The following is a 2,246-nucleotide window of genomic DNA, read 5'->3' as shown; positions in this document are numbered from 1 at the left end:
CTTCTGGAACACCCAGGTCTACGTCCTCGACAGCGGACTGCGTCCCGTCCCCCCCGGCGTCCCCGGCGAGGCGTACATCGCGGGCACCGGCCTGGCCCGCGGCTACTGGCGGCGCGCGGCCCTGACCTCCGAGCGTTTCGTCGCCAACCCCTACGGCCCACCCGGCTCCCGCATGTACCGTACCGGTGACGTCCTGCGCTGGAACCACGACGGCGAGCTGGAGTTCGTCGGCCGCGGCGACGGCCAGGTCAAACTGCGTGGTTACCGCATCGAACTGGGTGAGATCGAGGCCGTCCTCGCCGGCCACGAGCACGTGACCCAGGCCGCCGTCCTGCTCCGCGAGGACCAGCCCGGCGACAAGCGGCTCGTCGCCTACGCGGCCACCGCCGGCACCCCCGTGACCGCGGACGACCTGCGCGCTCACGCGTCCGCCCAACTGCCGGATTACATGGTGCCGTCGGCGTTCGTGACCCTGGACGCCTTCCCGCTGACCCCGAACGGCAAGCTGGACCGCCGTGCCCTGCCGGCGCCCGACTACGGGCCGCAGTCGCAGGACGGCAGGTCGCCGCGCTCGCCGCGCGAGGAGATCCTGTGCACCCTGTTCGCCGAAGTCCTGGGTGTCGAGAGCGTGACGATCGACGACGACTTCTTCGCCCTGGGCGGCCACTCCCTGCTCGCCACCAAACTCGTCAGCCGCATCCGCACCGTCCTCGGCGCGGAACTGTCCATCCGCCAGCTCTTCGAGACTCCCACCGTCGCCGGCCTCTCCGGCGCCCTCGACACCGGAAACGGTGCCGCCCGCACCCCGGTCACCGCGGTGCACCCGCGTCCGGTCAGGCTGCCCCTGTCCCACGCCCAGCGCCGCCTGTGGTTCCTGCACCGCTTCGAGGGCCCCAGCGCCGCCTACAACTCACCCGTCGCCCTGCGCCTGTCCGGCACCCTCGACCGCACGGCCCTGGAGAACGCCCTCGCCGACCTCACCGCACGCCACGAAACCCTGCGGACCGTCTTCGCGGAGGACGCCGAGGGTCCGTTCCAGATCGTGCTCGACGGGGTTCGCCCCACCCTCACCGTTGTCCCCTCGGACGCGAGCCGTCTGTCCGCCGACCTCACCCGAGCAGCGGGAGAGCCCTTCGACCTGACCACCGAACCGCCCCTGCGGGCCTCACTGTTCGAGGTCGCCGACGAAGAACACGTCCTGCTGCTCCTCACCCACCATGTGGCGACCGACGCATGGTCACGGGCCCCGCTGGCCCGCGACCTGACGGCCGCGTACGCGGCCCGGGTCGCCGGCTCCGCTCCGGAGTGGGCTCCGTTACCGGTGCAGTACGCCGACTACAGCCTGTGGCAGCGCGAGGTCCTCGGCGCCGAGGACGATCCTGACAGTGAGATCTCACGCCAACTCACCCACTGGAAGCAGACGTTGACGGGGCTGCCCGAGGAGCTGCCCCTGCCCTTCGACCGTCCGCGACCGGCGGTGGCCTCCTACCGCGGCGACGTCGTCACCTTCGAGCTGCCGCCCGACCTGCACGACAGCCTCACCCGCATGGCACGCGGCCACCGCACGAGCCTCTTCATGGTGCTCCAGGCGAGCCTGGCGACCCTGCTGTCGCGGTTGGGTGCGGGGACGGACATCCCGCTGGGGACGCCGATCGCGGGTCGTACGGATGACGCGCTGGACGAGCTGGTCGGGTTCTTCGTGAACACGCTGGTGCTGCGTACGGACGTCTCGGGTGATCCGACGTTCGGGGAGTTGCTGGAGCGGGTGCGGGCGGTGGACCTTTCGGCGTACGCGCATCAGGATCTGCCGTTCGAGCGGTTGGTGGAGGCGGTCAACCCGGAGCGCTCGCTCGCCCGGCACCCCCTCTTCCAGACCATGCTCAACCTCAACAACGCCGGCCCCACAGAGGCACTCGACGAGATCGCCAAGCTCCCCGGTCTCACCGTCCACCACGAGCCGGTGGAGACGCACCGCGTCAAGTTCGACCTCGGCTTCTCCTTCGCCGAGTCCCACAGCACGACCGGCACCCCGGGCGGCCTCCGCGGCGCACTCCAGTACAGCACCGACGTCTTCGACCGAGCGACCGCCGAATCGCTCGTCCAGCGCCTGGTGCGGGTGTTGGAGTGGGTGGTGGGCAGTGGGGGTGGATGTCGTGTGTCTGAGGTGGATGTGTTGGGGGTGGGGGAGCGGGAGTTGGTGTTGTCGGGGTGGCAGGGGGTTGTGCGGGGGGTTCGGGGTGGGTTGT

General features: G+C 70.8%; 1 protein-coding gene. It reads left to right on the top strand.

From position 1 onward, the window contains the following. Window positions 1–2,246 (top strand): condensation domain-containing protein (locus GRC12_RS43750; RefSeq protein WP_208785993.1); only part of this gene is annotated, 2,246 nt, incomplete at both ends.

Origin of the sequence: Streptomyces griseorubiginosus, from assembly GCF_017614965.1 — a bacterium.
Classification (GTDB): Bacteria; Actinomycetota; Actinomycetes; order Streptomycetales; family Streptomycetaceae; genus Streptomyces; species Streptomyces griseorubiginosus_B.
The sequence above is the reverse complement of the archived record's forward strand: the minus strand, read 5'-3'. Positions and strand labels throughout refer to the sequence as shown.